Origin of the sequence: Pseudoduganella danionis, from assembly GCF_009720775.1 — a bacterium.
GTDB lineage: Bacteria > Pseudomonadota > Gammaproteobacteria > Burkholderiales > Burkholderiaceae_D > Rugamonas > Rugamonas danionis.
In genome coordinates this window covers 499,710-525,512 of sequence record NZ_WNKW01000002.1, presented here as the reverse complement: position 1 = coordinate 525,512, position 25,803 = coordinate 499,710, and the positions used below count along the sequence as shown (strand labels likewise).

Below are 25,803 nucleotides of genomic sequence, written 5' to 3'. Positions count from 1 at the left end.
GCGAGTACAGCGCATCAATTCTGCGGCCGGATTATCCGGCCGCAGTGCTTTCCGGGTATCGCCGGATCAGAATTTCAGGCGCCAGCCAGCGCGATTGGCCAGCGCCGTCCAGCCCATCATCGCCAGTGCCAGCACGGCTGCATTCAGCAGGCCCGCATGACCGCCCTGCTGCAGATACGGCCACCACCAGCGCGGCATATGCAGCACGGCCATGGCCTGCTCCCACAGATCGGGCGCGATATACGCAAACAGCGCGTTGGCGCCAGCCGGCAGCAGGAAGACACACCAGCGCCGCCATTGCAGCAGATCGATCAGCACATGGAATACGATGTACAAGGCCAGTATCAGGCCCGCACACACCAGCGTGTAGGATTCTGTTGCATAGATCTTGTTGATGCCGTGATAGGGTCGCAGCAGCAGGCCGGCCACGAACATTGCCAGTGCCAGCCAGGTCAGCGCACGCACGCGCTGCCACGGCGTGTTGTCCGCCTGCGTGAGCAGCAGCGTGGCCAGCACACCGGCCAGCATATTGGCCGAGGTGGAGCCCAGTAACTGCGGCACGTTCACGAGCGCGTTCAACGCCGCGGGAAAAGTTACGGCACCGGCCGTCGCGCCCATGTACAGCACCAGCAGGCCGGCCAGCGCGCCCGTCAGCGCCATGGGATTGCCGCCTGTGGCCAGATACAGCAGGCTGCAGACCAGATAGGCCCAGCCTATCATGCCCAGTATGCCCCACCAGCCATGGGTCAGATACACGCTGGGGAAATCCGCATCGGGCTGACCGCGGAACAGCAGCAGCAAGACCAGCATCAGCGCGCCGCCCAGCCATGCCTGCCAGCGCGCCCCGCCCTGGCGCCACAGCAGCAGCATGGCCAGATAGAATAGCGTCATATACCACGCGCGCGGCAGCAGCGCCTGGGCGCTATAGCGGTAGGCATTGGCCAGCACCACCCCGGCCACCATCAGGCTCACCGCACGCCAGCACAGGCGGCCCAGCAGGGCCGGCGTCACCTGCCCGATTGCGCGGCGCAGTGCCAGCGGAATCGCCATGCCGGCGATGAACAGGAAACCGGGGAACACCAGATCAGGCAAGGTGATGCCGTCCGCGCGCGGGCCTGCGTGCTCCAGCCAGTACGGTATCGCAGGCATGCCGCCCAGATAATTCACCCAGATCATGGTCAGGATCACGAAGCCACGGAAGGCATCGAGGCTGAGCAAGCGCGCCGTGCTGCCTGCGCCGGCGTCGGCGCCGTCTAAAGTATGGGCACGCATCGCACTAGACCTTTACATACCACTGGCGCTTATCCATCTGCCAGCCGACTATCCAGCACAGCAGCATGAAGCACAGTGCAAACAGTAGCGACGCCACCTGCGGCGCGGCCAGCGGCTGGAATAGCTGCTGGTACAGCCATGTATAGCCGCTCACCGTGCCCACGTGCAGGCGCACCAGCACGACCACGGCCAGTTCCGACAGCATGAAAATGAACAGCGTGTTCTTGCCATACACTTCGAAGAAATAGGTCCAGCCGCGCTGGCCGCGTACTTCGATCACATACACCAGCAGCGCCAAGATCAGCAAATCCAGCCCTATGGTCAGTACCACGTAGGAACTGGTCCACAGCTTTTTATTCAGCGGCAGCACCAGCTGCCAGCACAGCGCCAGCAGCACCAGCAGCACGCCCGCCTGCACCATGCGGCGCAGCGTTGCCACGCCCGTACCTTGCTGCAGTAGTAGGCGGCCCGTGAAATAACCGGCCAGCAGATTCACCGTCGCCGGCAGCGTGCCGAGCAAGCCTTCCGGATCAAACGGTACGCCCTCGCCGTGATACAGGTGTGCTGGGCCCAGCAGCCACAGGTCGAATTTGGCCGGGGCATTGCCGGCCAGCGTCAGATCGCCGAACGTCAGCAATAGCCACCAGTAGCCGAGCAGCGCCAGCACACAGTACAGCACTGCACCGCGCATGCCCCAGAAATTCAGGATCAGCGTGGCCAGCAGCGAACACAGGGCGATGCGCTGCAGTACACCGGGGATGCGGGTGGTGGCCAGCGGGATCAGGCCCCAGTTGCCGCTGGCATCCTGCGTCACAAAGGGGAACCAGAACATCAGGAAGCCCAGCAGGAAAATGATGACGTTGCGCTTGAGCGCCTTGCGCAGTACGGCACCATGGCCTTGCGCAGCATAACGCGGCACGGCAAAGCTCAGCGCATTACCCACTACGAACAGGAAGGTAGGAAACACCCAGTCCGTCGGCGTAAAGCCGTGCCACTGGGCGTGCAGCAGCGGAGCAAACACGTGGCCCCAGTCGCCCGGCGTATTCACTACGATCATCAGCGCAACCGTCAGGCCGCGCAACACGTCCAGCGCCAGCATGCGCTTCATTGCTGGCGCTCCGCTGCGCCAGCGCCCATGGCACGCAGATAGGCGCCAGCCGGCACGCCGGCCATGCCGCTGCACAGCGCATCAGCGCCTTTGACAGGCTGGCGGCACGGCGTATCGCGGTCCAGTGACCAGTAATGCAGGCCGGCTAGCTTAAGCTGGCCGACGGCGCGCGCCAGCCGCTGCATATCGGCCACGGTGAATACGTTTTCCACCACATCGTTCACGCCCAGCATGGGCGTCAGTTCGATCTGGTTATACGGGATACCGTACTTGCGGTGCACATTATGCGCGGCCTGCAAGGCCGAGCGGCCCATATCGCAGCGGCCCTTGCGCAGCACGCACACCTTGCGCGTGGCGGGGCCGTAATCCATCACCATCAGGTTGAAAGTGTAGTTGCGCAGGCCCTGCTGGCGCACCGACGCGAGCACTGTTTCGCCCAGCGTATTCAGGCTGTGCAGGCTGCCATCGGAAGCGGCGTGGGTGGCCACGGTAAAACTGAAGCGCAGTGCAGGACGGCGCTGCTGCGCTACTACGGCACGCCCGACCAGCGCATCGATCTGCGCCGCAGTCTGGCCTTCTTCGATATCGAAATCTATGCCCAGCAAGGCGGGCGTATCGTAGCGGCTAATAAAGCGCTCCATGCCTTCATCGCTGGCACAGGTGAACATATGACCCTGCCCGCCCGTGGATACGATATAGCCTATGCCGGCCTGCGCAAACGCGGCCACATTAGCCGCCGCAATCTGTGCCCCGCTCACGCTGCCCCAGACTTCATCGCCGCACTCGCCGCTGGCAAAGGCCCAGCTCAGGGCGGCGCGGCCGAAACGGCGCGCGCCATCGGCCAGATAAGGCATGCGCACGCCTTGCGGTGCCACCGTAATCACGGGGGCGGCATCATCCTGCCACTGCGCCAGATGTTTGTAGGCGCTCAGCACCACGGGCGGCGCGCCAGGCGCTGCGGCAGCAGGCGCGGAAGCTGCGGAAGCGGAAGCCGCGTCGGCGGCATGGCTGGCCGCGCACGTGAACAGCATGGCGCCAGCCAGGGCCAGTGCAGGCAAGGAGATTCGATGCATAGTTAATCCTGTCATACAAAGAAAAAAGGCTGCCGGCACCAGTGCCGGACAGCCTTGCTTAATCGCGGCCCGCCTTGTCAGACATAGCGGGCCGGATCAGTCATGCCATTAGAACTTGACGCGCAGACCACCGTACACGGTCTTGCCGTTTTTGTACACGCCAGCGATCTGGGTGGTGTCGGTCTTGTACACGGTCATCAGCGGATCGTTCAGATTCTGCGCTTCCACCGTGAACATGACGTTCTTGTTCAGGGTGTAGTTCAGAGCGATGTTGAGCGAACCGTTAGGGCTCTGGAAGTAGTCCGCACCGCCGCGGTTACCCAGCTTGTACACCGAACGGTGGCTGTAGGCGATACGTGCGCTGAAGCGGTCATCTTCGTAGAAGGCGCCTACGTTGTAGGAGTTCTTCGAGGTGCCGTACAGGGTGCAGTCTTCGCCAGCTTTACCGTTGCAGGTGCCGCTATCGAGCTTGTCGGTCTGTTTGCCATCGGAGTAGGTGTAGTTACCCGATACGCCGATGCCGCCCCAGACGTTCTGCTCGTAAGCCAGGTTCAGGCCATTCAGCTTGCCGTTGGTATTGACCGGTGCCGAGATGTCGTAGTTGGCGATCACGCCGCCTTTGGATGCGTCAGCGTATGGCAGGATGCTATGGCCATAAGCGATCACACCTTTCAGGTCGCTGCTGAACACACCAGCCGACAGCAGAGCTTTAGGTGCGAAGTACCATTCCACGCTCAGATCCAGGTTGTTGCTGCGGATAGGAGTCAGGTAAGGATTGCTGCCGACGCCGTTGTGCTGCAGGTCGCGCAGGTCGTTACCAGCCAGTTGGCCGAAGTCAGGACGCGACATGCCGCGGTTCACAGCGAAGCGAGCGATCAGGTCTTTCGACAGGTCGGCACGCAGGTTCAGGCTAGGCAGTACGTCGTTGAAGGTCTGCTCGTACTGTGGCTTACCGCCTGGCAGGTAAGCGCGGATGTCCATCTTGGTACGCACCAGACGTACACCAACGTTACCGCTGATGGTTTCGGAAGGCTGCAGGTTAGCCATGATGTAGCCGGCGCTGGTGTCTTCCTTGATGTTGAACTCTTGCTGGGTAGCGTGAGTGTTGAAGGTAGCGTACTGGGCTACCCACGATGCCACGTAATCATTGCTGATCTTGAACGGGTTGAAGCCTGGGGTTGGGTTCACAGGCAGGTTGCCGTACCAGTTAGAGCCGTAGTTGCCGATGGCGCTGTCCGGAATCTGTTTCTCGTCATCCGCACCTTTGCCCAGCACCATGCCCATCTTCTGCAGATCGCGCTCGTGCTTGGCGAAACGGGCACCGAATTTGATCGATGGCACCACATCCGAAGCCAGCTTCAGATCAGCGTCAACCTGGCCATAGGTTTCCTTGTCGGTCGACGAGGTGTAGCTACCCCAGCCGCCAATGCCACCGCCGCTGCGCACGAACTTGTCGCCGCCCGGTACGTTCAGCACGAAGATGCCGTCACTGGTCAGCGAGTAGCCAGCACCCTGGTTCCAGCCGCTCAGCACTTCGAAGCCGACGTCCTTGGTCTTGCCGCTGCCGCTGGTGTGACCCAGTTTGCTGGTCAGGGTCAGGTCGTCGCTGACTTTCCATTTAGCGTCAAAGTTCAGGAATTTCGAATCGGTTTTCGCATCAGGACGTGCAGCCACGTCTTCCACTACCGAGAACGCACCGGCGGAACTCGCGCCGAAGGCATTCTTGTCATAGAACACAGAAGTCAGCGTATTGCCGGCCACAGTGTAGGAACCGGTTGGTTTCACGGCATTGCCATTCCAGCCAGGGCCGTTGAAGGCATTGATGGTGTCGGCCATGAAGTTGGTGTTGTAGTTCTTCGCGTCGACAGTCGACAGGAAGCCCGACAGGTCCAGCGTGACATTGCTTTGTGGTTTCCACTGCGCTTCCAGATAACCACCGTTACGCTTACGTTCCTGTTCGAACAGCACGGCGCCGCTCAGCAGCGAAACGTTTTTGCCAGCAATGGCTGGATCCGGATAGTTGGCAGCGGCTTTATCCCACCATACGCCTTCCGAACCGGCGCGTTGCAGTTTGCGCGACTGCGAGAACACCTGGGCCAGAATACCGAAGGTGTTGTCTTCGTTTTTCCAGTTAGCCAGTGCGGTAATCGCTGGGTCGGTCGACTTGGCAGCGGTCGAGTAAGCCGCTTCGACGGAGGCCGAAGTGGTCAGGCGATCCTTGAATTCCAGTGGCTTGCGGGTCTGGATATCGACGGTACCGGCAGCGCCGCCTTCGACCAGATCAGCTTGCGACGATTTGTGCACCACGATGCGGCCCACCAGATCCGATGGCAGCAGGGTGTAGGAAACGCTACGGCCGCCAGCAGCGATGTTAGGACCATACCAGTCACCGCTCGATACGGTGTGGCCGTTCAGGGTGGTCAGGGTGAATTGCGAGGACAGGCCGCGCAGTTGTACGTGTTCGTTCTCGCCGAACGAACCTTCCGCCGAACCGGCGCTGGTGGTGGTCACGCCAGCCACGCGCGACAACGAGTCAGCCACGTTTTTGTCCGGCATTTTGCCGATGTCTTCCGCGGTGATCACTTCCACCAGCGAATCCGCATTTTTCTTCTGGTTCAGCGACTGCTGCAGCGAAGCACGGATACCGGTCACGATAACGGTGGCTGGTTCTTCTTTAGCTTGCTGAGCTTGGGCCGACATGGCAACGCTCATGGCCAGCATGGCCACGGCTGCAGCGATCGGCTTCATGCGCTGTTCTGCGGTGAAATTACCTTTCATATACTCCCCCTTTGATTGGTGGCTTCTCTAAGCCAGTCCAGGTTAAACGTAGATCTCAGAAGCAGTTGGTTGCCGCCGCAACTTCCTGCAGATCCCTTCTTTGCAACCACTTACAAAACCAATTTAACGCCAATATACTCCAGACCAATACCAGAACACTACCAGTTTTCGATATTTTTCTTCATGTTGTATGAACAATACATACCACTTTGTTGCTTTCTATCACAGGCGAGAGGCGTAGCAGTGGTCTAATTCGATAAGACCAGTGTAATACCGCAGAACTGGTCTTTTTTGGTATTATTTTCCAACAAACCAAAGGGAGACCACTGGGTATGAATGCGCTAGCACAGATCATGCAGAAGTTGGGCGAAAACAACAGTCAACCCCTGTATCTGCAGCTACAGCGTGCTTTGCGCAGCGCTATCGACAGCAAACTGTTCGGCAAGGATGGTGCCCTGCCCGCCGAGCGCCAGCTGGCCAGCGAACTGGGGCTCTCGCGCATCACGGTGCGCAAAGCCATCGATGGACTGGTGGAAGAAGGCCTGCTGGTACGCCGGCCCGGCTCGGGCAATTTCGTCAATACCCGGATAGAAAAGAACTTCGCCAAACTCAGCTCGTTCTCGGAAGATATGCGCGCACGCGGACGCCAGCCGCACAGCGTCTGGCTCAAACGCAGCGAAGGCATCGTCGCGCCCGAGGAAGCGCTGCGGCTGCGGCTCAGCCCGGGTACGCTGGTCTACCGTTTCCACCGCATCCGCTATGCCGATGACGTGCCGGTCTGCCTCGAATATGCCACGTTGGTAGGCAGCAGCCTGCCCGCACTCGGTGCCGTGCAGGATTCGCTATACACGGCGCTAGAGCAGGCTGGCAACCGTCCCGTGCGCGCGCTGCAGCGCCTGAGCGCCCTGCTGCTCACGGGCGAACAAGCCAGCCTGCTGCAGACCAAAACAGGCGAAGCCGGACTGGCCGTGGAGCGCATCGGTTTTCTGCGCGATGGCCGCGCCATTGAATTCTGCCGCTCCTACTTCCGCGGCGACCTGTACGACTTCGTAGCCGAACTCAACGCCACTTAACCCTGAGGGGTCAGGTCGGGCAAAGTGCAGGGGTCAGGTCGGGCAATTGTGCAGCCTCGACTGTAAGCATCAGCAAGTTTCATACGAGAGCTTCCGTCTGTTGAGGAATTTCAATTCCGCTTTCGTACGCTCAGCTACATTGCGCCTATGACCCGACCTCTCCGAATCGAATTTGACGGTGCGCTGTATCACGTCACCACGCGCGGGGATCGCTGTGAATTCATTTATCACGACGACATCGATCGAAATTGCTGGCTAGATATACTGACGCAGGTGTGCGCGCGTTTCGATTTTGTAATCTATGCCTACTGCATGATGGGCAATCATTTTCATCTACTGATCGAAACGCGCAAAGCCCATCTGGCACAAGGGATGCGCCAGCTGAATGGCATCTACTCGCAAACCTTCAATCGCCGCCATCAATTAGTCGGCCATGTATTCCAGGGCCGCTACACGGCAATACTGTGCCAGAAAGAATCCTATCTTCAGGAACTCGCGCGCTATATCGTGCTCAATCCAGTGCGCGCCCAACTGGTTAAATCAGTGGATGAATGGAACTGGAGCAGCCATCGATATGTCATGGGTGCAGTGCCCTGCCCTCAATGGCTGAATACAACGGCCTTGCTCTCGCATTTCGGCAACGATCTGCAACGCGCCAAGGACTCCTACTATAAATTTGTACTACAAGGCCTAAACGCCGGCCACCCCATGGAACAATTGCGTCACCAGCTTCATCTGGGCGAACTGGCACCGCAGGTAAAAGCTGAGTTGGTCGAAGCGGCCCTGCAATCTCACGACATTCTACGCGCCCAGAAAGGCGCTTTACATCGTCAGCTCAGCGAATATTTCACAGCTAACCAGAGCACTGAAGCTGCCATTATTCAGGCTCATCAGTCACTGAGCTTTTCCATGAGTGAAATTGCGCGACATTGCGGCTTTTCGCGCCGCAAGGTAGGCAGAATAATTCGTGCCCACCTTACCAAGCAATAGCAATAAGCAGCAAGGCGCAGCAACACCGCATCAATGGCAACTTGCCCCGATGCCCGACCTGACCCCTGCACTTTGCCCGACCTGACCCCACCTATTTTTTGCTGGCGTCGCCGGCCGTCACCACCGACAGCCGGGCCGGATCGATGGCCGCGCGGAAGGCCGCATTCACCTGGGCCAGCGTGGCCGCGCGCAGCTTGGCCTCATAGGCTTTGCTCCAGCTATAGCTGCGCTTCCGGAACAGATTATTGGTCCAGCCGGCGGCCACGATGGCGTCCTGGGCACGGTTCTGCGCGCGCTGCTGCAGCAGGCCGGATTTGGCGCGCGCCAGTTCCTGTGCAGTGAAGCCCTGTTTGACGGCCAGCTCGAGTTCCTGCCGTATCGCGGCCGAGAGTTTTTTCAGGTTCTGCGGCGCCGCGATCGCTTCGATGGTGAAGCTGCCCGCATTATCGAGCTCGCCCGCCTGCAGGCCGCTGCCGCCACCGTAGGACAGGCCATCCTTCTGGCGGATGCGGTCCATCAGACGCGATTTCAGGCCGCCATCGCCGAAGATGTAATTGGCCAGTTCCAGCAGCGGCATGGCCTCGTCGTCGATATTCAGCGCCAGCGGCAGGCGCGCCAGATACACGCCATTTTCCTTGTCCGGCGTATCGATGAAGCGCTGTAACGGTGCCTTGTCGGCATTGCTGCGCACCAGCGGCGCGTAGGCGGCCTGGCTATCCCAGCCGGCGAACTGCGCTTCCACCACGGGCTTGATGGCCGCCGCATCAAAGTCACCGACGATGGCCAGCTCGCCGTGGCTGGCGCCATAGTACTGGCGGTGGAAGGCCACCACCTGCTCCAGCGTCATCGCCTTTACGGCAGCCAGCAATTCATCGGTGCTCATGCTCGCACGCGGATCGCCTTTCGGATAGTGGTCCAGGTATTCGTCCAGCGCATTGCGTGCCAGCGTCTGCGGCTCGTTGCGTGACGCTTCGATGGCCACCAGCCATTGCTGGCGCAACTGCTCGAATTCAGCCGGCGGGAAGCTGGCATCCTTGAGTACATGCGCCACCAACTGCAGCGCTGCCGCCAGATGGGGGCCGGTCGTATCGAACTGATACAGGCCGCCGGACATCTTCAGTTCCGACATGGTATCGGCCAGTTGCTGGCGCGTGTAGCGGCTGGTGCCGCGCATCAGCATTTCATGAGCCACGCTGGCCACCACACCCTGATTGAACAGATTCTTCTCGTCGCCCCAGTGCAGCTGCAAATGCACGGACACGCTAGCGCCACGGTTCTTCTTGGGCAGCAGCGCCACTTTCAGACCGCCTATATTCAGGCGCTCGGTGCGCGCATCGATATTGTCCTGATCGGGATTGAAGACTTCTGCCGTCAGCGCGCTGTGGTGGCCTTGGAAGTCGTGCATGACCTGTGCGACCGTGGGCGCCGCAGGGATCTCGGCGCGCTGGGGTGCATCGTCCGGGATGAAGCTGCCCACCACGCGGTTGTCACGCTTCAGATAGCGCCCTGCCGCTGCCGCCACCTGCTGCGACGTAAAGCTGGGCAGCTTGTCGCGCCCTTGGAATAGCAGACGCCAGTCACCGAGCGCGATTTCTTCCGACAGGCTGACCCCGACCCGCTGCGGATCGTTGAGGGCTTTTTCGATACCGTTGGCAAAGCTGCGCCGCGCCCGCGCCATCTCTTCCTCCGTGGGCGGTGTGCTGGCAAAACTCTCCACCGTGGCGATCAGCGCATCGCGTACCGGCTCCAATGGTTCTCCGGCTTTCACCACGGCCCCCATCAGTTGCAGGCCCGGCGCATAGCCGGTCTGGCCGAAGCTGAATACCTGTGCCGCCTTGCCGGTTTCCACCAGCGCCTTGTGCAAGCGGCCGTTCGGCGTATCGCCGATGATCTCGGACATGAAGCTCAGTGCATCGCTATCTTCCTGCAGCGCCGAAGGCACTTTGTAGCCCAGCACGACCAACTGCATATCGCCTTTGCGGCGCACGACAAAACTGCGCTCGCCATCTTGCACCGGTTCCACCGTCCAGAACGGCGGCAGGCTGCGCTTGGGTTTGGGGATCACGCCGAAAGTCTTGCTGATCCAGGCCAGCGTGCTGGCCGGTTCGAATTTGCCCGCCACCAGCAGCACGGCATTGTCGGGCTGGTAGTAGGTGCGGTAAAACGCCTGCAGATTCTCGATGCGCACATGCTCGATATCGCTGCGGTTGCCTATGGTCGAGCGGCCATAGCTATGCCAGTCGTAAGCCACACTCTGCATGCGTTTGAGCAGTACGCCGAAGGGATTGTTCTCGCCACTCTCGTACTCGTTGCGCACCACCGTCATTTCCGTATCCAGATCCTTGCGTGCCACCTTGGAATGCACCATGCGATCCGCCTCCATCGCCAGCGCCCACTTCAAATTATCTTCGCTGGCCTGGAATACTTCGTAGTAGTTGGTACGATCGAGCGAGGTGGTGCCATTGAATTCCATGCCACGCTGGGAGAACTCCTGCACAATGGATGGGTTTTTCGGCGTGCCCTTGAACAGCATGTGCTCGAGCAGGTGGGCCATGCCTGTCTCGCCGTAATTCTCGTGGCGCGAGCCGACCAGATAAGTCACGTTGACGGTGACGGTAGGCTTGGACGCGTCGGGAAACAGCAGCACCTTGAGGCCGTTGGGCAGACGGTATTCGCTGATCCCGTCCGTCTCCGGGCCACGTACGACGCCTTGCGGCAGGGTGCTGGCAGCCCATGCAGAGCCGGTGGCATAAGTGGACAGGCCGCACAGCAGCAGGCTGGCGGCAGCGCAGGATTTCAAACGGCTGCAGTTCATGGAGGCTCTCGCAAATTCTAGGAACTGGCAGCATACGCCTAGCCGCAGCGATGTGACTAGGCACTTAAGCAGAATTTAATCGCAGCGGCCCGTTCACGGCAGATCCAGTATCTCGCGCCGGAAGTCGGCCTGCGCCATTTCCGCATCGAGCGCGAACCAGAACTGCTCGGCCAACTGGCGGTGCTGCGCATAGTAGGCAGACGAAAAAGCAAAATACATATTCTGCCGCGCATAAGGCTGAGCCATACGCTCCACTTCCGCGCTCAATCCTTGTGCGTGTATCTGTTCCTGCGCCGCCAGATCGAGCAGCACGGCCACCTCGGCCCGGCCGATATGCAGCTTGCGCAGATTAGATTCGGTATCGCGCGCGCCATCATCATATGCCACCCGCATTTGCTGCAGCCGGTCCGTCACGGCCACCAGCCCCGAATTGACCAGCACGGGCGTGGTCAGATGTTCAAACGCCTGCCCATTCCAGCCCGCCACCGTGCCGCGCTTGCGGTACACCCCGAAGCTCACCACGGCAATGGCGCGCGCCGGCACTTCGGCTTCGCCCGCCCATGGAAATTGCAGCAGCTTGCGGTTTTGCGCCACGTAGGCGACGCCGTTGAGCGCATCGATTTGTCCGGCCTGCAGCATGGCGCGGCAACGATTGATGGGCGCGGAATAAAACCTCAGTTGCAGGCCCAGTTTAAGCGCACTGCGCTCGGCCAGCTTTTGCGCCCAGCCATCATGCTGGGGCGTGGTGTAAGGGGGATAGGCCACGGCATCGACACACACGCGCAATACCGGCTCTTGAGCCTGCGCCACACTACACAGCAGACAGCACAGACCAAGCACGGCCAGCCTTTGGATCAGCGGCGCAGCACGCATAGCTTCCCCTCCCTTGCATCCTCAGGACGACGTTACTTTTCTTTCATTAATTGTAACGCTGAAGGGGCGGCAGAACAATCGGCGCCATGCCGGCGGCATAGCGCGATCATCGAAATCAGCAGACGCTCAGGTCTTGTCCGGCAGAATGCAGGCATCGACCATTTGCAGGTCGTTGTCTTTGGCGAAGGAAATCACGAAATGGTAAGCCATGGGCTCGAGGTCGCGCAGTTTGCCGTTGACGACCACCGATTTCACGCCATCGAGCACCACCGGGCGCACATAGGGCGAGAACTGCAGGTGGGAATCGCGGCCACCGCCGAAGCCTTCCGGCTTGAAGCAGGCCATGACGCCGCACAGACGTTCGGCCCAGTCGCTAGGACGGAACTGGCGGCCATTGCTGGTACGGCCGATGATGAAGAACGAATCCTGCTGTTCTAACGGATTGTGGGCTGACTCGGCCATAGGCGGGCTGCTTCTGCGTAGATACTTGTTGGTAACAAGAATGCGTGAATGGTCCCGACGGATTTGCCGGGCGGATATCATTCTGTAAGAATCTTACGTATTATATCTTATAGAAGACCTTAATACGTAAGTCCTTGAATAAACGTCGCTAATTTTCACGATCAAGCATTTTGGTGCAGAAATACCATCTTTCTGCACCACGGCAATGCACCTATTGTACCCTTTTAGGGCGCCGCCCCCAGCCACACTGCGCCGGACAGCAGCAATAACAACATCATCCACAACAGCAAGGCACGCCACACCAGGCCCACCGTGCTTTGCAGTGCGCGCACATTCGGTTCTTCGCCCGGCAGCACGTCCGGCTCTTCGTCGCTGGTATCCACCGTGGCAGCATCGACCGGCAACACCTTGGCGGCATTTTCTGCCGGCGTGCCGAGGCGCACGCCCATGGCGCCGCCACCAGCGGCCAGAATGATGCCGATCGCTTCATCAGTCCAGCGGTGCGCGAAGTTACGCCAGGCGTAGATGGCGTCTTCGAAATTGCCGACCACGGCGAAGGCCACGGCCGTCAGGCGTACGGGTATCCAGTCTATCCAGTAGAACGCGCGCGCGGCGAACTGGCCGAACGCTTCGTTGCGCATATGTTCGGGTTCATTCCATGCGCGGGCCAGATGTTCGGCCACGCGGTACATCACGGCGCAGGCGGGGCCCAGCGGCATGAGGAACCAGAAGAACACGCCGAATACATTCCGGTGCGTGGTGATCAGCGATTTTTCCACTGCCAGACGGGCGATTTCCGAGCTCTCCATGCCCACCGTATCCTGCTTGGTCCATTCACCGAGCAGCTTGCGTGCGGCCGCTTCGTCGCCAGCATTCAGGGCCAGTTGAATCGAGGTGAAATAGTGGCTGTAGTGGCGGAAGCCCAGCGTCAGGTAGACGATCAGCACGTTCCACGCAAACGCAGCGAGGAACAGGTTGTAGTGTTTGAGGACGCCGTAGATCAGGGCGGTCGGCACCATCAGCAGTGCCATCATCAGGAACCAGCCCATGCGGCCATGGCTCGAATGACCGGCGTTGAACCAGGTCTCCATGCGCAGCGCCAGTGCCTTGATTTCCGCGTAAATCGGATTATCGGCCCGCAGTGGCTTCATCTGCTCGATCAGCAGCGCGCATAAAATAGAAAGAAATGTCATCTAACGTCCTTGGATAGGGCTAAGCTGCAATGCCCGCTACGATAGCGCACCGAGCTTAGGCACGCAAGAAATGGAACAGATTGCGCAGCATGCCGGCCGTGGCGCCCCAGATGAAATACTCGCCGTAGGGCATGGCGTAGAAGCTGCGCCGCCCTGCCGGCAGTTCGACCGACAGGCGCTGGTGGTTCTGGCCGTCCATCAGAAAATTCAAAGGCACTTCAAATACTTCCGCCACTTCGCCAGGGTCAGCCTGCAGTGCAAACGGCGGCTGCAGCAACGCCACCACTGGCGTGACGCAGAAACCCGTGCCCGTCAGATAGTGCGGCAGCGTACCTAGCACATCGACATGGCGACGTGCCAGACCGATTTCCTCTTCCGCTTCGCGCAGCGCCGTGTCGATCGCATTGGCATCATAGTCTTCCGCGCGGCCACCGGGAAAACTGATCTGGCCGGCGTGCGCGCTCAGATGTTCGGTACGCAGCGTCAACAGCAGCTGCAGTCCGTTTTCGCGCGCTACCAGCGGAATCAGGACCGAGGCTGGCGTGGGCGCCTGCCTGGGCGCCAGCATGGCCGATTCGTCGGCCGTTTCGGCCTGCCATGCGGGCTGCTCGGCAAAGCGCTGGCGCAGCCAGTGTGGCGTGAGGCGCTCCAGTGCCACGGCGGCTTCGCCGGCCACGCCATCGACGGGCAATGCGCGGGGATCAAACGGGGGGCGTGCCAATACGCTCTCCTCCAGTGATGAAATCAGAACAAAAAAGGGCGCCAGCGGCGCCCTTTCCCGAGGCCTGCAGCCTCATGCTTCCTAAACTAACGCAGCTATTGTCGTGACAATTATGCAGCGTCGGTTTTCGCCGCTGGGCGACGGTTAGGCAGCTTTTCTTTGATACGTGCCGATTTACCGGAACGATCACGCAGGTAGTACAGTTTAGCGCGACGTACGTCACCGCGGCGTTTCACTTCGATCGAAGCGATCAGCGGGGAGTACAGCTGGAAGGTACGCTCAACGCCTTCGCCGGACGAGATTTTACGAACGATGAAGTTCGAGTTCAGGCCACGGTTACGACGGGAGATCACAACGCCTTCGTACGCCTGAGCACGCTTACGGGTGCCTTCGACGACGTTTACGTTAACGATCACGGTATCGCCAGGTGCAAATTCAGGAATGTTTTTGCCCAGACGAGCGATTTCTTCTTGCTCGAGTTGTTGAATCAGATCCATTTTACGGCTCCATAAACCATCATGCTGGCGCGCTGACCTACTTGCCCAGTAGAGGATGGGGGGTTACACGTGCAGGCAACATGCCTGCACATTACATCAGCAGATTTTTACAAACCTGCCAAAAACTGTTCGTCTTTGCGCGTCAGCAAACCGGCTGCACGGGCTTCAACGAGTAAATCGGGGCGCTTGCGCGCGGTCGCTTCCAGCATGCGCTGGCGGCGCCATTTTTCAATTTCGGCGTGGTTGCCGCCCATCAGTACCGGCGGCACAGCCACACCTTCATACGTCTCGGGGCGCGTGTAGTGCGGCGCATCGAGCAGACCATTGACGAAACTATCCTCCACGGCCGACGCATCCGTGTTCAGCACGCCAGGTATCTGGCGGATCACGGCATCCATCAAGGCCATGGCCGGCAGCTCGCCACCGGACAGGACGAAATCGCCGAGGCTGATTTCTTCATCCACGCAGCGGTCCAGCAAACGCTGGTCGACTGCTTCGTAACGGCCGCACAGAATGACCAGACCGGCTTCCTGTTTCAGCTCCATCACCCGCGCATGGGTCAGCGGTTTGCCTTGCGGCGACATGAACACGACGCGCGGCGCAGGCAGACCGGCATCGGTCTGGCGCTGCTTGGCGGCATTCAGCGTCGCTTCCAGCGGTTTGGCCAGCATCACCATGCCGGGGCCGCCACCATAGGGGCGATCATCCACGGTGCGGTGATTATCGGTGGTGAAATCACGCGGATTCCACAGCGACAGACCACATTTATTCTGTTCGAACGCACGCCGGGTGACACCCGACTGCGTCAGAGCGGCGAACATTTCAGGGAACAGGGTCACGACATCAAATTGCATGGCGGGCCGCCCTCTTTATGTTCAGTAATCAAGGCCCCAGTCGACGATGATTTTCTTTGCGGCCTTGTCTACCTTGATGACATACGCGTCCACAAATGGAATCAGGCGCTCTTGCGCCGCATCTTCCGGAACAGCTTCGGCCGTGGCTGCTGGCGTAATGCGCAAGATCGATTGGGGACCATTGCTCATCATGTCAGACACCGTACCGAGGTGCTCACCTTGCAAATTCTCTACTTCCAGACCGATCAGATCGGCCCAGTAAAACTCGTCGTCCGACAAGACCGGGAAACGGCTACGGGGAATCGACACAGCAGCACCCTTGAGTGCTTCCGCGACGTTACGGTCCGTAATGCCGATAATTTGCGCCACCACATCGCCGCCATGCATTTTGCTATGCTTGACATCGACATCATGGACACCCGGCTTATCGAGCCACCAGGTTTTAACCCGCAGGAGTGCATCCGCATCTTCCGAGAAAGGACGTATCCTGACCCAGCCTGCAACGCCGTAGGCACCGTAGACAAAGCCTACCTGTGCCAGATCGTCGGGGACTTGCACCCCGGATGCATTCTTGACGGTCAAACCAGCAACCAGAATTAAGCTGCTTTGTTCTGGGCTACCAGACGTGCAACTGCTGGCGACAGTTGTGCGCCAACCGATTGCCAGTGAGCCAGACGGTCAGCGGTAATGCGCAGAGGCACTTCACCACCGGAAGCCATCGGGTTGTAGAAACCGATACGTTCGATGAAACGGCCATCGCGACGATTGCGCGAGTCGGTTGCAACGATGTTGTAGAACGGACGCTTCTTGGCGCCTCCACGAGCTAAACGAATAACGACCATAATATTTCCAAAAAGTGTGCTAGGACGGAAAAAGCCGCAAATTATAGCGCGCTTTGCCGCGAAGCAGCAAGCGTTAATGAAATAATCGGGCAATGTTGGGGTAATCAAAGATTATCCCCCGATCCGGCGTGCGGAGCAATAGGCTGAAGCACAAAAAAACCTCCACCGGAGGCGATATTATGCCCGATACTGCTGTTTTACCGGCAAATTAGCGAACAAACATGACCGAAGTGCATCAAGTCCGCCACAAAAACAAAACTCTGGCCGCTCTGCTGGCCTTCCTGCTGGGCGGCATCGGTGCCCAGCGCCTGTATCTGGGCGGCCTGCGCGATCGCGCCCTGTGGGCCCACCTGAGCGCCCTGCCACTGTGTGCGGCCGCCAGCGCCCTATGGCCCCATGCCGACGCCTTCTACCACCTGCTGCCCATCATCGTATCGGGCCTGATCGGCTTCCTTGAAGCGCTGGTCATGGGCCTGACCAGCGACGAGAAATGGGATGCGCGCCACAACCCCGCCAGCGGGCACCAATCGGCCAGCCAATGGCCGCTGGCCGTGATTCTCGTGGCCAGCATGATGCTGGGCGCCGGCAGCCTGATCGCCACCATGTCGCGCCTATTCGACCTGCTCTACACGGGCGGCGCCTACGGCTAAACCAAATTCGGGGTCAGATCTGTCATTCGGACATGCAGACCACACAATTGAGATGTCGCAATGCCCTGCCGAATAAAACGGGCATACGGCCACATAAAAAAACGCTCAGCGCAAAACTTGCCGCTGAACGTTTTTAGAGAATGATCTTGAGATAGCTCAAAAATCGGGGCCGAGTGTCTGAATGACAGACCTGACCCCGATTTTTTAGAACTGCTCGACGTCTAGTGCCAGCACGCCGCTGCTGCCGGCTACGATGGCGCTACGCAGGCTGCTTGCTTGCGACAGGATGTGGTCGGCAAAGAAGCGTGCCGTGACGATCTTGGCGCTGTAGAAGGCTGTATCGCCTTCGGCTGCATCCAGCTTTTGCTGGGCAATCAGCGCGGCACGAGCCATCTGCCAACCACCCAGTACCAGACCAGCCAGCTTCAGATACAGCACGCTACCGGCAAACACGCTCTTGATGTCGCTCTTGACGTTGGCCACCACGAAGTCCACCACCGCTTCCAGATCAGCGCTGGCGGCGCTCAACTGGGCTTCGATGGCCTTGAAGTCGGCGCCTTCACGTGCGGCCAGTTCGGCTGCAGTCGCGCGTACTTGTGCGATGAGGTTCTTCGCTACAGCACCGCCGTCACGCACGGTCTTGCGGCCGACCAGATCGTTGGCCTGAATTGCCGTGGTGCCTTCGTAGATGGTCAGGATCTTGGCATCGCGGTAGTGCTGGGCTGCGCCCGTCTCTTCGATGAAGCCCATACCGCCATGCACTTGCACGCCGTCACGGGTGACGTCCTGCGACATTTCGGTCGACCAGCCTTTGATGATAGGCACCAGATATTCGTACACGGCCAGCGTGGACTTGCGCACTTCCGCATCGGCGTGGTTGTGGGCGATATCGCTCAGACCCGCACCAACGTAGGCCAGCGCACGCGCCGCTTCCGTCTGCGAACGCATATTCATCAGCAGACGGCGTACATCCGGATGGTGGATGATGGCGACTGGACCAGCAGAACCGGCCAGATCACGCGACTGCACGCGGTCCTTGGCGAAGGTGACGGCCTTCTGGTAAGCGCGCTCGGCCAGACCGATACCCTGCATGCCGACGCCGAAGCGGGCCGCATTCATCATGATGAACATGTATTCGAGGCCGCGGTTTTCTTCGCCCACCAGCGTGCCGATCGCGCCGCCGTTGTCGCCGAACTGCAGTACTGCCGTCGGGCTGGCCTTGATGCCCAGCTTGTGTTCGAGCGAGACGCAGTGCGCATCGTTGCGTGCGCCCAACGTGCCATCGGCATTGACGAGGAACTTAGGCACGATGAACAGCGAAATGCCTTTCACACCAGCCGGTGCGTCCGGGGTACGGGCCAGCACCAGGTGCACGATATTTTCGGTGAAATCGTGTTCGCCGTAGGTGATGAAGATCTTGGTACCGAAGATTTTGTAAGTGCCATCTTCCTGCGGCACAGCGCGCGTACGCACGGCAGCCAGATCGGAACCGGCCTGTGGCTCGGTCAGATTCATGGTGCCGGTCCATTGACCCGACACCAGTTTTTCCAGATAAGTGGCCTTCTGTGCATCGCTGCCCGCGGTCAGCAGCGCTTCGATGGCGCCATCCGACAGCAGCGAGCACAGCGCGAACGAGATGCTGCCCGCGTTGAGCATTTCGATGCACGGCGTAGCCAGCAGCTTGGGCAGACCCTGACCGCCGAATTCGACCGGATGCTGCACACCCTGCCAGCCCGCTTCCGCGTAGGCCGTGAACGCTTCCTTGAAGCCTTTCGAGGTGGTGACTTTGCCATCGGCCAGATAGCTAGGCTCTTTGTCGCTGGCGTGGTTCAGCGGCGCGACCACGTTGGCAACGAACTTGGCGTTCTCTTCCAGCACGGCTTCGGCCGTGTCCGGCGTTGCGTCTTCATTGCCGGGCAGCGCGTTCACGGCGGCCAGATCGGCCAGTTCGTTCATCACGAACAGCATGTCTTTCAGGGGGGCTTGATAAGGCATCGTTTTTCTCCAATATCTCCAGAATTCTGCAAGTTTGCGCACCTAGACGCTAAAAAAAAGCCACGACAATCCGGCGTCCGGATCAGCGTGGCTCTGGCTGGCGCCTAGTGCGTCGGGGGATTAGCCCAGTTCAGCTACCAGTTGCGGCACGATCTCGAACAGGTCGCCCACGATGCCGTAGTCGGCCACCGAGAAGATAGGCGCTTCCGGATCTTTGTTGATCGCCACGATGGTCTTCGAGTCTTTCATACCGGCCAGGTGCTGGATGGCGCCCGAGATACCTACGGCAACGTACAGATTCGGTGCCACGATCTTGCCGGTCTGGCCTACCTGCCAGTCGTTCGGCACATAGCCAGCGTCCACTGCAGCGCGCGAAGCACCCATAGCAGCGTTCAGCTTGTCAGCGAGCGGTTCCAGAATCTTGAAGGCTTCGCCCGAACCCATGCCGCGGCCACCGGAAACGATGATCTTGGCAGCGGTCAGTTCTGGACGGTCCGATTTGGCCACTTCACGGCCGACGAAGGCCGATTTGCCGTTGTCGGCAACAGCTGCCGCGGTTTCGGTCGCAGCCGAGCCACCGGTAACAGCAGCGGCGTCGAAGCCGGTTGCGCGCACGGTGATGACTTTCACCGCGTCGGTCGATTGCACGGTAGCGATGGCGTTACCAGCATAGATAGGACGCTCGAAGGTGTCGGCCGATTCTACTTTGGTGATTTCCGAAATCTGCGCTACGTCGAGCTTGGCAGCAACGCGTGGCAGGATGTTTTTGCCGTAGGCGGTAGCTGGCGCCAGAATGTGGCTGTAGCCGCCGGCAATCGCCAGCACCTGCTCGGCCACGTTTTCGGCCAGACCTTCAGCGAAATAAGCGGCGTCAGCCACGATCACTTTGGATACACCGGCGATCTGGGCAGCGGCAGCAACGGCTGCGCCTGCGTTGGAACCGGCCACCAGCACGTGCACATCACCACCGCACTGGGCGGCTGCAGTCACGGTGTGGAGGGTGCTGCCCTTCAGGCTAGCGTTGTCGTGTTCAGCGATAACTAATGCGACCATGATTGTTCCTTTAGATGACTTTGGCTTCGGTGCGCAGTTTTGCGACCAGGGTGGCGACGTCCGGTACGGTGATACCAGCGGAACGCTTGGCCGGCTCGGCCACTTTCAGGGTTTTCAGACGCGGGGTCACGTCTACACCCAGATCTTCCGGCTTGGTCACATCCAGCGGCTTTTTCTTCGCCTTCATGATGTTCGGCAGCGTCACGTAGCGTGGCTCGTTCAGACGCAGGTCGGTGGTGACGATGGCAGGCAGGGTCAGCGCCAGAGTTTCCAGACCGCCGTCCACTTCACGGGTCACGGTGACTTTGCCGTCTTCCAGTACGACTTTCGAAGCGAAGGTCGCCTGTGGCCAGCCCAGCAGCGCAGCCAGCATCTGGCCGGTCTGGTTGGAGTCGTCGTCGATCGCCTGTTTGCCCAGGATGATCAGCTGTGGTTGTTCTTTGTCAGCCAGTGCTTTGAGCAGCTTGGCCACAGCCAGCGGCTCCAGTTCGGCGCTGGTTTCTACCAGAATGCCACGGTCGGCGCCGATCGCCATACCGGTGCGCAGGGTTTCCTGGCACTGGGTCACGCCGCACGATACGGCCACCACTTCGGTCACTTTACCGGCTTCTTTGAGACGGGTGGCTTCTTCCAGCGCGATCTCATCGAATGGGTTCATCGACATTTTGACGTTGGCAATATCCACGCCGGTGCCGTCGGATTTGACGCGCACTTTAACGTTGTAGTCGACCACGCGCTTAACGGGTACCAAGACTTTCATAACTGTGCCTTTGGAAAAAGTAAAAATCGGGGTTAAAACCGGGCCAAGGTGCTGTACATCACTCGCACCAGTTAGGCAGGACTAAATTCTGTGGGCTAGATTATATGAGAAATTCACGCCACACAAGAAAATAAAGCACGATCGTGCGTTTTTTAGCTAGTAGAAATCGTCTAAAAAATAAATCTCCTAGACGATGACTGGAAAAAAAACTAGAGCAATGCGCTTATTTGCGGCGCATCAAAAACACAAACTCGCGGCCCATCTGTACGTGCGACAGCAGAGCGTTACCGGTCTGTTTGCAGAAGGCCTGGAAATCCCGTACGGAACCGGGGTCGGTCGCCATGATGCGCAGCACTTCCCCGCTCTGCAGTTCTGCCAGCGCTTTCTTTGCTTTCAGAATAGGCAAAGGGCAATTCAAACCGCGTGCATCAAGTTCCTGGTGGAATTCCATGATTGCTTCTTCTAATATCGTGTCGCTCATCAAAAACCTGCTCGTTTTGTTAGGACTGACGCCAGTCTACTCCAAAACGGAAGGAATGACGCGCTGCACCAAAATAGTTCATTGTCCGTTGCATCTTTGCAACGCAAGCTGGAAAGTATACAACAGCCTGTCATGAACGACAACGGCCTGCGTGAGTCACGCAGGCCGCATAAACACTACTCCGGCAAGGCGTTCAGTAGATTAAACGCGCTCCCCCACCCAGCCGATGACAGCGGCCAGCGCTGCCGGCAAGGCCGCAGCATCGGTACCGCCGGCTTGCGCCATATCGGGGCGTCCGCCACCTTTGCCGCCCACTTGTTGTGCAACGAAGTTGACCAGTTCGCCTGCTTTGACTTTGCTGGTCGAGTCCGCCGTGACGCCGGCGATCAGGCTGACTTTGCCATCCTGTACGCTGGCCAGCACGATGGCGGCGGTTTTCAGCTTGTCTTTCAGCTTGTCCATGGTTTCGCGCAGGCCGGCCACATCGGCGCCTTCCAGCACGGCGGCCAGCACTTTCAGGCCTTTCACGTCAGTGGCTTGCGCAGCCAGCTCATCGCCCTGACCCGAAGCCAGTTTCGACTTCAGTGCAGCCAGTTCTTTTTCCAGCGATTTCACGTGGTCTTGCACCTGCGCGATACGGCTGCCCAGTTCGTCCGGATTGGTTTTCAGCGCGGCCGCCGCGTCCAGCAGACGGCGGTTCAGGTTTTGTACCAGTGCCAGTGCACCCACGCCGGTAACGGCTTCAACGCGGCGGATACCGGCAGCCACACCACCTTCGGCAATGATCTTGAACAGGCCGATATCGCCGGTGCGCTGCACGTGCACGCCACCGCACAGCTCTTTCGAGCTACCGATGTCGAGTACGCGTACTTCGTCGCCGTATTTTTCGCCGAACAGGGCCATCGCGCCATGCTTGACTGCATCGTCGAACGACATATGCTGGGCTTTGGTGGCCTGGTTTTCCAGAATTTCCTTGTTGACCTTGGCTTCCACTTCAGCGATCTGCTCGGCCGTCAGCGGTGCATTGTGGCTGAAGTCGAAACGGGTTTTGTCCGGATCAACCAGCGAGCCTTTCTGCGCCACGTGGCCGCCCAGCACTTCGCGCAGCGCTTTGTGCATCAGGTGGGTCGCCGAGTGGTTACGGATGGTGCGACCACGCTTGTCCAGATCGACTTCGGCCGACACGGCATCGCCCACTTTCAGCGTGCCCTGTGCCAGCACGCCGTGCTGGCCAAACACGTCGGCCTGTATCTTCAGCGTGTCTTCCACGTCGAAGTGGGCGCCAGCGGCTTTGATCACACCGTGATCGCCAACTTGACCGCCCGATTCAGCGTAGAACGGGGTGGTGTCCAGCACCACGATGCCCTGCTCGCCTGCATTCAGTTGCTGTACCGGAGCGCCGTTGCTGTACAGCGCGATGACCTTGGCGTTCGCGCTCAGTTCTTCGTAGCCGACGAACTTGGTTTTCTCGCCGCTGTATTCGACGTTGGCAGCCATTTTGAATTTACCGGCAGCACGCGCGGTTTTCTTCTGCTGTTCCATCGCGGCAGCGAAACCTTCTTCGTCCAGCGTGATGTTGCGTTCGCGGCAGATGTCGGCCGTCAGATCCAGCGGGAAGCCGTAGGTATCGTACAGCGTGAAGGCGGTAGCGCCGTCCAGACGGCTAGCGTCCTTGGCCAGTTGCGCTTCCAGGATCTTCATGCCGTTTTCCAGCGTTTCGCCGAAACGTTCTTCTTCCTGCTTGAGTGTCTGGGCCACGCGTTCCATGGCTTCCGTCAGCTCAGGATAGGCGGTGCCCATCTCGATGTTGAGGTCGTTCACGAGCTTGTAGAAGAATGGCTTGGTCTGACCCAGTTTGTGACCGTGACGCAGCGCGCGGCGGATGATACGGCGCAGCACGTAGCCGTGGCCTTCCGAGCTAGGAATGATGCCATCGACGATCAAGAAGGAAGCAGCGCGGATGTGGTCGGCGATCACGCGCAGCGATTTCGATTCCAGATCGGTGGCGCCCGTCTCACGTGCAGCAGCCTTGATCAGTGCCTGGAACAGGTCGATTTCGTAGTTGCTGTGGACGTGCTGCAGCACAGCCGCCAGACGCTCCATGCCCATGCCCGTATCCACGCATGGCTTAGGCAGCTTGTGCATCACGCCCTGTTCGTCGCGGTTGAACTGCATGAACACCAGATTCCAGATCTCGATGAAGCGGTCGCCGTCTTCTTCTGGCGAGCCCGGAGGGCCACCCCAGATGTCGGCGCCGTGGTCGTAGAAGATTTCGGTGCAAGGGCCGCATGGGCCGACGTCGGCCATCTGCCAGAAGTTATCCGAAGCGTAGCGCGAACCTTTGTTGTCGCCGATACGGATGATGCGCTCTTTCGGTACGCCGATTTCGTTGGCCCAGATATCGTAGGCTTCGTCATCTTCGAAATACACGGTGACGGTCAGTTTCTCGGCTGGCAGCAGATAGACCTTGGTCAGCAGTTCCCACGCGTAGTTGATCGCGTCGCGCTTGAAGTAGTCACCGAAGCTGAAGTTACCCAGCATTTCGAAGAAAGTGTGGTGACGTGCCGTGTAGCCGACGTTTTCCAGGTCGTTGTGCTTGCCGCCGGCGCGTACGCAGCGCTGCACGGTGGTGGCGCGCGAGTACGGGCGGGTGTCGAGGCCGAGGAATACGTCCTTGAATTGCACCATGCCGCTATTGGTCAGCAGCATGGTCGGATCATTGCCAGGTACCAGCGGGCTGGAGCGGACAATCGTATGACCCTTGGATTCGAAAAACTTGAGGAATTTGTCGCGGATTTCAGATGATTTCATGTCGTAAGCAGAAGTAGCTGGCAGATGCAAAGGGTTGATTATATATGAGCGCGCGGTGTAAAGGGCTGTCAGGCGTAGGCAGGGCCGATCAAATCGATACGGTCGGTGCAAAAGCCATCCACACCCCAGCCCAGAATTTCGCGCGCGCGGGCAGGATCGTTGACGGTGTAGCAGAACAGGCCGTAACCGGCCTGTTTGACGGCCGCCGCCTGTGCCGCCGTCAGGTGACGCTGGTTGGTGTGGATGGCCACGGCGCCCAGCGCCTGCGCCTGTTCCAGCCAGTTGTCCGGCAGGCGGTCCAGCAGGTAGCCGCGCGGCAGCTCCGGCACGGCATCGCGCGCTGCTGCCAGTGCAGCGTAGCTGAATGACGATAGCAAAGGCAGCTTAGCGGGATCGCCGGCAGCTAGCTCCTCGGGGAAATGATCGCGTGTCATTTTTGCAACCCATTCACCCGTCGCGGCCTCAAACCCATCGGCCGGTTTGATTTCCACATTCATCCAGATCTGTTCGGCCCGGCAGAAGGTGATGAAATCCGTGTAGCGGGGGATCGTGACGCCTGCGTAGGCAGGGCCGAACCAGCTACCGGCATCCATCACCGCCAGTTCGGCCGCCGTGCTGGTGGCGACGCTGCCCTGCCCAGCCACTGTGCGGCCAAACTCGGGATCGTGGATCACCATGCCGATACCGTCGCGCGACAGCATCACATCAAATTCCACCGCATGGAAACCATGGGCAAGACCGGCGCGCAGACCGGCCAAGGTATTTTCCGGTGCCAGCGTGCCGCCGCCCCGGTGCGCAACAATTTTAGGATATGGCCACATGGTTCCACACTATCACGCCAGCGGGCGCGATCGAATTAACAGTGTTAGTCAATAGTGATAACGGCAAGCGACAATATTGAGCACGCCATCAACGTAGGCATACACCAGCCGGTGCGTGAGATCAATACGCCGCGACCAGAGCCCTGTCAGATTTCCTTTCAGCGGTTCCGGCTTGCCGATTCCACTATATGGCGAGGATAGGCAGGCATCAATCAGAAGATTGATTTTCTGCGCAAGTTTCGGATTTTCAATTTGCCAGTACTGATAGTCCTCCCAGCCTATATCCGTAAAAGCTACAACGAACTGGGCGGCCTGCTTCTTGTTACTTGCCTTCTGGTTTTTCATTGCGTACCAGTGCCCGTCTACGGGTCTTGCCGGCATTTAGCTGCTCCAGAGAGGCGAGTAGGCGGCTGGCGTTCTTGGGCGAACCGAGCAGGTAAAGTGTTTCCTCGATTGCGCTGAAATCCGACAGCGACAGCATAACGACCGCCTCGCCATTCTGGCGAGTGATGATCGCTGGACTGTGATCCGCACAAACATCGTCCATCACACTCTTCAGCTCCGCGCGCGCCTCGCTAAAAGTTAACACGTTCATCTATGATGCCCCTCAGGCTATTGAATAAAACGGTACAGCTTACCCCGCAAATCATTGTACACAAATCTGTACAAGAAACGAGATGC

General features: G+C 59.3%; 24 protein-coding genes. 3 read left to right on the top strand and 21 right to left on the bottom strand.

Going from position 1 to position 25,803, the window contains the following annotated elements; translation table 11 throughout:
• Positions 1-66 precede the first annotated feature (66 nt).
• The 4 genes from GM655_RS10520 to GM655_RS10505 all read right to left on the bottom strand — a co-directional run bounded on the left by GM655_RS10520 (position 67) and on the right by GM655_RS10505 (position 6,231).
• Positions 67-1,272, bottom strand: coding sequence for a DUF5009 domain-containing protein (locus tag GM655_RS10520; protein WP_155434614.1), 1,206 nt, complete (start codon positions 1,270-1,272; stop codon positions 67-69).
• A gap of 4 nt (positions 1,273-1,276) precedes the next feature.
• Positions 1,277-2,380, bottom strand: a complete 1,104-nt coding sequence (locus tag GM655_RS10515; RefSeq protein WP_155434613.1) for an acyltransferase family protein — start codon at positions 2,378-2,380, stop codon at positions 1,277-1,279.
• Positions 2,377-3,453 (bottom strand): glycoside hydrolase family 18 protein, encoded by a 1,077-nt coding sequence (locus tag GM655_RS10510; RefSeq protein WP_155434612.1) that lies wholly within the window; start codon positions 3,451-3,453, stop codon positions 2,377-2,379. The genes GM655_RS10515 and GM655_RS10510 overlap by 4 nt, the downstream gene beginning before the upstream one ends.
• A 108-nt stretch (positions 3,454-3,561) precedes the next feature.
• Positions 3,562-6,231 (bottom strand): TonB-dependent receptor, encoded by a 2,670-nt coding sequence (locus GM655_RS10505; protein WP_155434611.1) that lies wholly within the window; start codon positions 6,229-6,231, stop codon positions 3,562-3,564.
• 332 nt (positions 6,232-6,563) lie between these two features.
• Between GM655_RS10505 and GM655_RS10500 the strand changes: the two genes are divergently transcribed.
• Together GM655_RS10500 and GM655_RS10495 are read left to right on the top strand one after the other, a co-directional pair.
• Positions 6,564-7,304, top strand: coding sequence for a GntR family transcriptional regulator (locus tag GM655_RS10500; RefSeq protein WP_155434610.1), 741 nt, complete (start codon positions 6,564-6,566; stop codon positions 7,302-7,304).
• A 147-nt stretch (positions 7,305-7,451) separates the two neighbouring features.
• Complete coding sequence (locus GM655_RS10495; RefSeq protein WP_155434609.1) at positions 7,452-8,294, top strand: transposase; 843 nt, start codon at positions 7,452-7,454, stop codon at positions 8,292-8,294.
• Positions 8,295-8,385: 91 nt separating this feature from the next.
• Here GM655_RS10495 and GM655_RS10490 read toward each other — a convergent pair whose 3' ends face one another.
• The 9 genes from GM655_RS10490 to rpsP all read right to left on the bottom strand — a co-directional run bounded on the left by GM655_RS10490 (position 8,386) and on the right by rpsP (position 16,551).
• The gene (locus GM655_RS10490; RefSeq protein ID WP_155434608.1) at positions 8,386-11,109 is read right to left on the bottom strand and encodes a M16 family metallopeptidase; all 2,724 of its coding nucleotides are present in this window, start codon (positions 11,107-11,109) and stop codon (positions 8,386-8,388) included.
• 93 nt (positions 11,110-11,202) lie between these two features.
• Complete coding sequence (locus tag GM655_RS10485; protein ID WP_155434607.1) at positions 11,203-11,982, bottom strand: transporter substrate-binding domain-containing protein; 780 nt, start codon at positions 11,980-11,982, stop codon at positions 11,203-11,205.
• 126 nt (positions 11,983-12,108) lie between these two features.
• Positions 12,109-12,444 (bottom strand): DUF3579 domain-containing protein, encoded by a 336-nt coding sequence (locus GM655_RS10480; RefSeq protein ID WP_155434606.1) that lies wholly within the window; start codon positions 12,442-12,444, stop codon positions 12,109-12,111.
• Positions 12,445-12,668: 224 nt separating this feature from the next.
• On the bottom strand, positions 12,669-13,637 hold the full coding sequence (locus tag GM655_RS10475) for a CobD/CbiB family protein (RefSeq protein WP_155434605.1): 969 nt from the start codon (positions 13,635-13,637) through the stop codon (positions 12,669-12,671).
• Positions 13,638-13,692: 55 nt separating this feature from the next.
• Complete coding sequence (locus GM655_RS10470; protein ID WP_155434604.1) at positions 13,693-14,358, bottom strand: CoA pyrophosphatase; 666 nt, start codon at positions 14,356-14,358, stop codon at positions 13,693-13,695.
• Between the two features lie 110 nt (positions 14,359-14,468).
• On the bottom strand, positions 14,469-14,855 hold the full coding sequence (gene rplS, locus GM655_RS10465; RefSeq protein WP_155434603.1) for a 50S ribosomal protein L19: 387 nt from the start codon (positions 14,853-14,855) through the stop codon (positions 14,469-14,471).
• Positions 14,856-14,962: 107 nt separating this feature from the next.
• A complete protein-coding gene (gene trmD / locus GM655_RS10460) occupies positions 14,963-15,709 on the bottom strand; it encodes a tRNA (guanosine(37)-N1)-methyltransferase TrmD (RefSeq protein ID WP_155434602.1) in 747 nt (248 codons plus the stop codon).
• Between the two features lie 21 nt (positions 15,710-15,730).
• Positions 15,731-16,291 (bottom strand): ribosome maturation factor RimM, encoded by a 561-nt coding sequence (gene rimM, locus GM655_RS10455; RefSeq protein WP_155434601.1) that lies wholly within the window; start codon positions 16,289-16,291, stop codon positions 15,731-15,733.
• 14 nt (positions 16,292-16,305) lie between these two features.
• Positions 16,306-16,551 carry a 30S ribosomal protein S16 gene (rpsP, locus tag GM655_RS10450; RefSeq protein ID WP_155434600.1) on the bottom strand — a complete coding sequence of 82 codons (246 nt, stop codon included), beginning with the start codon at positions 16,549-16,551 and terminating at the stop codon, positions 16,306-16,308.
• A 221-nt stretch (positions 16,552-16,772) separates the two neighbouring features.
• Here rpsP and GM655_RS10445 point away from each other — a divergent pair, with 221 nt between their 5' ends.
• Positions 16,773-17,201 carry an NINE protein gene (locus GM655_RS10445; RefSeq protein ID WP_155434599.1) on the top strand — a complete coding sequence of 143 codons (429 nt, stop codon included), beginning with the start codon at positions 16,773-16,775 and terminating at the stop codon, positions 17,199-17,201.
• A gap of 204 nt (positions 17,202-17,405) precedes the next feature.
• Here GM655_RS10445 and GM655_RS10440 read toward each other — a convergent pair whose 3' ends face one another.
• The 8 genes from GM655_RS10440 to GM655_RS10405 all read right to left on the bottom strand — a co-directional run bounded on the left by GM655_RS10440 (position 17,406) and on the right by GM655_RS10405 (position 25,717).
• A complete protein-coding gene (locus GM655_RS10440; protein WP_155434598.1) occupies positions 17,406-19,196 on the bottom strand; it encodes an acyl-CoA dehydrogenase in 1,791 nt (596 codons plus the stop codon).
• Positions 19,197-19,316: 120 nt separating this feature from the next.
• Positions 19,317-20,249 carry an electron transfer flavoprotein subunit alpha/FixB family protein gene (locus GM655_RS10435; RefSeq protein ID WP_155434597.1) on the bottom strand — a complete coding sequence of 311 codons (933 nt, stop codon included), beginning with the start codon at positions 20,247-20,249 and terminating at the stop codon, positions 19,317-19,319.
• Between the two features lie 10 nt (positions 20,250-20,259).
• Entirely contained in the window at positions 20,260-21,009 is a 750-nt protein-coding gene (locus tag GM655_RS10430) for an electron transfer flavoprotein subunit beta/FixA family protein (protein WP_155434596.1), read from the bottom strand.
• A 223-nt stretch (positions 21,010-21,232) separates the two neighbouring features.
• A complete protein-coding gene (locus GM655_RS10425) occupies positions 21,233-21,460 on the bottom strand; it encodes a sulfurtransferase TusA family protein (protein WP_155434827.1) in 228 nt (75 codons plus the stop codon).
• Between the two features lie 231 nt (positions 21,461-21,691).
• Entirely contained in the window at positions 21,692-24,301 is a 2,610-nt protein-coding gene (gene alaS, locus GM655_RS10420) for an alanine--tRNA ligase (RefSeq protein WP_155434595.1), read from the bottom strand.
• A gap of 68 nt (positions 24,302-24,369) precedes the next feature.
• Positions 24,370-25,122 (bottom strand): glycerophosphodiester phosphodiesterase, encoded by a 753-nt coding sequence (ugpQ, locus tag GM655_RS10415; RefSeq protein ID WP_155434594.1) that lies wholly within the window; start codon positions 25,120-25,122, stop codon positions 24,370-24,372.
• 48 nt (positions 25,123-25,170) lie between these two features.
• Positions 25,171-25,467, bottom strand: a complete 297-nt coding sequence (locus GM655_RS10410; protein WP_155434593.1) for a Txe/YoeB family addiction module toxin — start codon at positions 25,465-25,467, stop codon at positions 25,171-25,173.
• Complete coding sequence (locus GM655_RS10405) at positions 25,445-25,717, bottom strand: type II toxin-antitoxin system Phd/YefM family antitoxin (RefSeq protein WP_155434592.1); 273 nt, start codon at positions 25,715-25,717, stop codon at positions 25,445-25,447. Before GM655_RS10405 ends, GM655_RS10410 begins: the two co-directional genes overlap by 23 nt.
• Between the last annotated feature and the right edge of the window lie 86 nt (positions 25,718-25,803).

Bases quoted from the DNA above. Each gene is read 5' to 3' on its own strand.
- GM655_RS10520 (WP_155434614.1), bottom strand. From the start codon at position 1,272: ATGCGTGCCCATACTTTAGACGGCGCCGACGCCGGCGCAGGCAGCACG.
- GM655_RS10515 (WP_155434613.1), bottom strand. From the start codon at position 2,380: ATGAAGCGCATGCTGGCGCTGGACGTGTTGCGCGGCCTGACGGTTGCG.
- GM655_RS10510 (WP_155434612.1), bottom strand. From the start codon at position 3,453: ATGCATCGAATCTCCTTGCCTGCACTGGCCCTGGCTGGCGCCATGCTG.
- GM655_RS10505 (WP_155434611.1), bottom strand. From the start codon at position 6,231: ATGAAAGGTAATTTCACCGCAGAACAGCGCATGAAGCCGATCGCTGCA.
- GM655_RS10500 (WP_155434610.1), top strand. From the start codon at position 6,564: ATGAATGCGCTAGCACAGATCATGCAGAAGTTGGGCGAAAACAACAGT.
- GM655_RS10495 (WP_155434609.1), top strand. From the start codon at position 7,452: ATGACCCGACCTCTCCGAATCGAATTTGACGGTGCGCTGTATCACGTC.
- GM655_RS10490 (WP_155434608.1), bottom strand. From the start codon at position 11,109: ATGAACTGCAGCCGTTTGAAATCCTGCGCTGCCGCCAGCCTGCTGCTG.
- GM655_RS10485 (WP_155434607.1), bottom strand. From the start codon at position 11,982: ATGCGTGCTGCGCCGCTGATCCAAAGGCTGGCCGTGCTTGGTCTGTGC.
- GM655_RS10480 (WP_155434606.1), bottom strand. From the start codon at position 12,444: ATGGCCGAGTCAGCCCACAATCCGTTAGAACAGCAGGATTCGTTCTTC.
- GM655_RS10475 (WP_155434605.1), bottom strand. From the start codon at position 13,637: ATGACATTTCTTTCTATTTTATGCGCGCTGCTGATCGAGCAGATGAAG.
- rplS (WP_155434603.1), bottom strand. From the start codon at position 14,855: ATGGATCTGATTCAACAACTCGAGCAAGAAGAAATCGCTCGTCTGGGC.
- trmD (WP_155434602.1), bottom strand. From the start codon at position 15,709: ATGCAATTTGATGTCGTGACCCTGTTCCCTGAAATGTTCGCCGCTCTG.
- rpsP (WP_155434600.1), bottom strand. From the start codon at position 16,551: ATGGTCGTTATTCGTTTAGCTCGTGGAGGCGCCAAGAAGCGTCCGTTC.
- GM655_RS10445 (WP_155434599.1), top strand. From the start codon at position 16,773: ATGACCGAAGTGCATCAAGTCCGCCACAAAAACAAAACTCTGGCCGCT.
- GM655_RS10440 (WP_155434598.1), bottom strand. From the start codon at position 19,196: ATGCCTTATCAAGCCCCCCTGAAAGACATGCTGTTCGTGATGAACGAA.
- GM655_RS10435 (WP_155434597.1), bottom strand. From the start codon at position 20,249: ATGGTCGCATTAGTTATCGCTGAACACGACAACGCTAGCCTGAAGGGC.
- GM655_RS10430 (WP_155434596.1), bottom strand. From the start codon at position 21,009: ATGAAAGTCTTGGTACCCGTTAAGCGCGTGGTCGACTACAACGTTAAA.
- GM655_RS10425 (WP_155434827.1), bottom strand. From the start codon at position 21,460: ATGGAATTCCACCAGGAACTTGATGCACGCGGTTTGAATTGCCCTTTG.
- alaS (WP_155434595.1), bottom strand. From the start codon at position 24,301: ATGAAATCATCTGAAATCCGCGACAAATTCCTCAAGTTTTTCGAATCC.
- ugpQ (WP_155434594.1), bottom strand. From the start codon at position 25,122: ATGTGGCCATATCCTAAAATTGTTGCGCACCGGGGCGGCGGCACGCTG.
- GM655_RS10410 (WP_155434593.1), bottom strand. From the start codon at position 25,467: ATGAAAAACCAGAAGGCAAGTAACAAGAAGCAGGCCGCCCAGTTCGTT.
- GM655_RS10405 (WP_155434592.1), bottom strand. From the start codon at position 25,717: ATGAACGTGTTAACTTTTAGCGAGGCGCGCGCGGAGCTGAAGAGTGTG.